This window comes from Methanomassiliicoccales archaeon (assembly GCA_014361295.1).
Classification (GTDB): Archaea; Thermoplasmatota; Thermoplasmata; order Methanomassiliicoccales; family JACIVX01; genus JACIVX01.
Map to the genome: position 1 here is coordinate 1 of JACIVX010000028.1, position 4997 is coordinate 4997.

At 46.5% G+C, this 4997-nt stretch carries 5 protein-coding genes; 4 read left to right on the plus strand and 1 reads right to left on the minus strand.

Annotated elements, in window-relative coordinates:
* Positions 1-138: 138 nt before the first annotated feature.
* Entirely contained in the window at positions 139-507 is a 369-nt protein-coding gene (locus H5T41_10635; protein ID MBC7109216.1) for a hypothetical protein, read from the minus strand.
* A gap of 67 nt (positions 508-574) precedes the next feature.
* Between H5T41_10635 and H5T41_10640 the strand changes: the two genes are divergently transcribed.
* From H5T41_10640 to H5T41_10655, 4 genes are all read left to right on the plus strand, one after another.
* Entirely contained in the window at positions 575-1768 is a 1194-nt protein-coding gene (locus tag H5T41_10640; protein ID MBC7109217.1) for an ArgE/DapE family deacylase, read from the plus strand.
* 163 nt (positions 1769-1931) lie between these two features.
* Positions 1932-3089 (plus strand): sugar ABC transporter substrate-binding protein, encoded by a 1158-nt coding sequence (locus H5T41_10645; protein ID MBC7109218.1) that lies wholly within the window; start codon positions 1932-1934, stop codon positions 3087-3089.
* Between the two features lie 65 nt (positions 3090-3154).
* Positions 3155-4015 carry a sugar ABC transporter permease gene (locus H5T41_10650; protein MBC7109219.1) on the plus strand — a complete coding sequence of 287 codons (861 nt, stop codon included), beginning with the start codon at positions 3155-3157 and terminating at the stop codon, positions 4013-4015.
* Positions 4016-4047: 32 nt separating this feature from the next.
* Positions 4048-4997: sugar kinase (locus H5T41_10655; GenBank protein ID MBC7109220.1), on the plus strand; the 950-nt coding region annotated here is incomplete at its 3' end.

The following is a 4997-nucleotide window of genomic DNA, read 5'->3' on the forward strand; positions in this document are numbered from 1 at the left end:
TCACGGTTCCCTCAGGTAGCTCGAGGGCATGGACGACGCGCCTTCTTCCCTACTCCTTACGGTGGTGGAGAGCTAGGACACTTTCCCTCCGCCTTTGGGGAGTGCAGCGAGGGTTTGTGGTGGGGCTGGCGGGACCGATCAGCAAGGGCCCGCTTCCCCCTCGGCAAGAGAGCAAGGAGGCAATGAAGCACTAAACCCACTCCCGCACCGTATTGCGGGAGATGGAAAGCCGACGGGTGGTCCTCCCCCAGGCTCCCGCATTCCTTCCAAGTATCCACGATCCGAATCCTCGAGCTCACTTTGCCCTCCCAGTGGGCGAGATGGTAAGTTTCGGCAAGGGTGAGTGTTAGCACGGTGACATCCCTCCTTTTCTGCTTTCTTGGATGACCGTACGAATAGGGGGATGCCACACGTTTTCAAGAACGCCTCGAACGCTCCCAAGTCCGGCCACGGGAGTGGGTCACCATCTCTTGGCGCATCGACCACCTCCTCTTGACCTCGCGGCAAGGGCCGGTTACAATACTTTATAAGAGCTTTGAAAATATCAAAAATGCTTTTGTGGCAGGTGGTGTAAGTGAAGATTACACTTAATGCTGTACTTGAAGTAGCTATGGATTTGCTTCGCATTCCTAGTGTTAATCCGCGTGATAAAGCTCAAGTAGCAGAAGAAGAGATGCTTGGAGAGGTAGAAATTTGTAATTTTATTGCCTCATGGCTAAACAAACACAAAATTCCTGCAGAAGTTCGGCATTACGCTCCAGGCAGGGCATGCTGCGTAGCTATATTAGAAAATCGAAAAGGGCCGACTCTATGGCTTAACGGGCATGTTGATACGGTAGCGCCAACTTATTTAACTAAAGAGTCTTTCGTTCCGCGCGTTTTGGGGGATAATTTGTATGGAATTGGAGCAGCAGATATGAAAGGTGGAGTCGCGGCAATGTTAGTGGCATTGGCAGCTGCGGCCGACGTCTTTCGTGATGGACGCATAATATTTTCTGCGGTAGGTGGTGAGGAAGGGCCGCCGAGCGGTACTGAGTTCTTACTGTCTGATTCGTCATTGCGCGCTGATATGGTTGTTGTAGGTGAACCATCGCATCTTGCATTATTTATAGGTCAAAAGGGGAGTATGTGGGTGAAAATTAAATGCCAAGGCCGAGCCCGGCACGGATGTGTTCCGGACCACAGAGTTAATGCAGTAGAAGGCCTTATCGCTTATTTATATACCTTGAACAACAAAGATTCTTCAATAATATTTCAATATATCGACGATATCTATAGTCAAACAACGTGTAATGTTGGAATATTCTCTGGTGGGCACCGGCCTAATATAATTCCTGCTGAGGCATTCGCAATCTTGGATATTCGATATCCTCCACGTTGTAATTCACTAGAAATCCTTGAAAAATTAAAAGCCCATGCAGAAATAGTTAAACAAAATGAGGCGGCAATTTGGAATTTTATTATAGAAGTTATTGAAGGGCCAACCGAACCTGTATATATGCCCAAGGATCATCCAATGGTTTCTAAAATCGCTAAAATTATAAGAGTAGTACTCAAACGCCCCGTATCAGTAGGATGGGCTCCGTATTGGAGTGATGCTTATTATTATCTTAAAACAAATATACCAACTTTTATCTTTGGCCCTGGGCAAATCGAAAATGCGCACCAACCAGAGGAATACGTTTCAATTACTGATATGTGGAAAAGCGCTATGGTGTATTATAAAATAATAACAAATTTAAAGGAGGTGGTTAATATGTATGATTAAGTTTAATAAACGACAATATTTTATTTAATTTGTTAACGTTAATAAAACAAAAATAAAAAGGAGGTAAAACATGAAAATAATAAAACTGTTGGTGTTGGTTCCGTGGATCTTTGTAAGTTGTTGTTTCGGAAGCGCTCAAACCCTGCGTATCCTTCATCCTACTTTGTGGGTCCCTGAGGTTTACCAGATTTTGGACGAAGCTATCGCTGCTTTTGAGGCACAGCATCCTGGCGTAACTATCACACGCACAGAAGTCACGTGGGGAGATTTGAGGTCGCAACTTATGATATCTTTAGCAACAGGCACAGCTCCTGATATTGTGATATATGCAACGCCCTGGATTCCTGAGCTCGTTAACATGCACGCAATCGTCGATATTTCTCCGTACCTCCCCAGCGGATTTCTGGAGATTTTCCTTCCGTCTGCACTAAAGGTCTTACAACAGGGAGACGTTGTTTGGGGACTGCCTTGGGAAGGTAGCACATGGGGGTTTTTCTACCGCAAAGATCTTTTTTCTGAGGCAGGATTAGATCCAGAGCGCCCCCCCTCAAATTGGGCAGAGCTTGTTGAGTTTGCATCACGGCTTACGCAAAATGGCCGTTATGGCCTGGGGTTCCCTGCTGCAGGGTGGGAACCAGACGACTATTTCTTACCGTTTTTGTGGCAAGCTGGCGGTGAAGTAGCGGTTTGTGACCCGACGGGATGCAAGGCTACATTGGACACTAATGAAGCACGCACTGCAGTTCAGTTCTATTATGATTTAATACATACTTATAAAGTCGTCCCTCCCACAGTTGTCGGGTGGGATTGGGAAAGCACAGTAAAGGCTTTTGTAGCTGGCGACATCGCCATGATGTATAACGGTCTCTGGGCGGCGGGGACGATCGACTCTATAGCCCCTGAATTACAAGGTAAATGGAGCGGCGCACTCAATCCTTCTGGACCTGCTGGCTGCGTTCATCTTGGCTATCCTAACGCTCTTATAGTCACTAGCCAAAGCCTTCACCCTGCGCTTGCTGTAGAGTTTATAATAAGCTTACACCAAGGTGATCCCAGCTACCTGGACCGAATTTGTTTGGCGTTGAATTCTTTAAACTGGACACGCAAGTTCGCCGAAACAGCTTACTTGGATGCTCCACAGCTACGACCTCTCGTCGACGCCATGCACTTTTCACGCTCGCGACCTGCGTTTCCACAGTACGAAACTTTCCGACAAACAACGTTTAACCCGGGGTTGCAAGCTCTTATTCTAAAGAAGCTTGACGTCGGACAAGCGGTCGAACAATGGCAAACAATGTTGGACCGGCTCTTCGGACAATAGCACCTAGGACAGCCAAGGGCAGGGGGAATTGCCTCCCCCTGCCCTTGATTGTATATAAATAAAACATGACTAAAATAATTGGTTTACTTTTGGTTACTCCGCTGTTGTTATTAACAGGATTTTTTCTGTTTTATCCGCTTATTAATAGTATATTAACAAGTTTTTTTGATACAACAAATTTAGCTTTTTTTAATAATTTTGTAGGATTAAAACATTATTATCATTTAACTTTTAACCCAACATTTAAATTGGTATTACAAAATACTTTTATATTAGTTACAGGTACAGTTGGCGGTTCTTTTATTATCGCGTTCTTTATTGCACTTTTGTTAACTAGGCAATTTCCTGGACGCGCCATAGTCCGCGGCCTGGTTGTTATCCCCTGGGTGGTACCTAATGTAGTAGCAGCGTTAAGTTGGCGTTGGGTTTTTGATGAGCGGTATGGAATCATAAATGCTATTTTAACAAACTTAAAACTTTCAGCCCCAATAAATTGGCTTGGAGAGCCTTTCTGGGCTTTTGTAGCGCTAATCATTGTTAGTATTTGGAAAGCGACGCCTGTTATGACAGTTTTTTTATTGGCCGGCTTGCAAGCAATACCTAAAGAATTATATGAAGCTGCAACAATTGATGGCGCTGGTGCCTTTCAGATGTTTCGATATGTAACATTACCACAAATGCGCAGAATAATTTTAATTGTATTAACTATGGAAACAATATGGAATTTTAACGCTTTTGACATTATATGGATTTTAACACGAGGTGGGCCTGCGAATAGTACGCATACTTTGGCTACTTTTGTGTATCAACAAGCTTTTCAACTTTTTAACACTGGGCTTGCTGCAGCTACTGGTGTGCTTATGCTGGTCATTTTGCTTGCAATAACGGGGTTATATTTGCGTTTGCTTAAAGAAGAAAAGCTTTAAAAGAGAAACTTTAACAACAAAAGGAGAAGATGATGTCTTACAATCTTGTGACGTTCGGAGAAGCGATGCTTCGTCTTTCCCCTCCGAATTTTCAGCGCTTGGAACAAACAAACTCTCTCGATGTGAACGTAGGTGGAGCAGAGCTGAACGTGGCCGTGGCTGCCCAACGGTTGGGACTCCGCTGCGCTTACGTCACGCGCCTTACCAACAACCCCTTGGGCCGAATGATTGCCAATAAGGCCCGGGAACAGGGAGTTGACACGTCTCATATCGTTTGGACCGATGGCGATCGCGTTGGCCTCTATTTCGTGGAGTTTGGAGCTAGCCCCCGGGCAAGCTCCGTTCTTTACGATCGCCGAGACTCAGCTATGGCTAAAATCCAGCCCGGGGAAGTGGATTGGGACAAAATCTTTTCGCAAACAAAGGCCTTCCACACTACCGGAATCACCCCAGCCCTCTCCCCCTCCGCGGCAGAAGCTACAAAGGAAGCAGTGAAAAAAGCCAAAGAACATGGAATTTTCGTTTCCATAGATCTCAACTACCGCGCCCGCCTTTGGAGCCAAGAAGAGGCACGACGAGTCATGACCGAACTCGTCTCTCAGGCAGACGTTCTCATAACCACTGAAGAGGACGCGGAACGGGTGTTCGGGGTGAAAGAAGAATCCTTCGAGAAGGTAGCCGAGCGCCTGAACCAGATGTTCAAGAACCTGAAGGCAGTGGCCATCACGATCCGCGAAACGCCTTCCGTTTGGCGCAACACTTGGACCGCTTTGGCCTATAGCGACGGCCAGATCTTCCGCGCCCCAGTGTTTGACCTGGAAATCGTCGACCGGGTAGGTGCAGGCGACGCCTTTGCCGGTGGCTTCCTCTTCGGTTACCTCACGAAAGATGTGCAGACCGGGCTCAACTACGGCGTGGCTATCTCCGCCCTCAAGCAGACCAACCCCGGCGATTTTGTGTGGGCGACAAAAGAGGAGTGCGA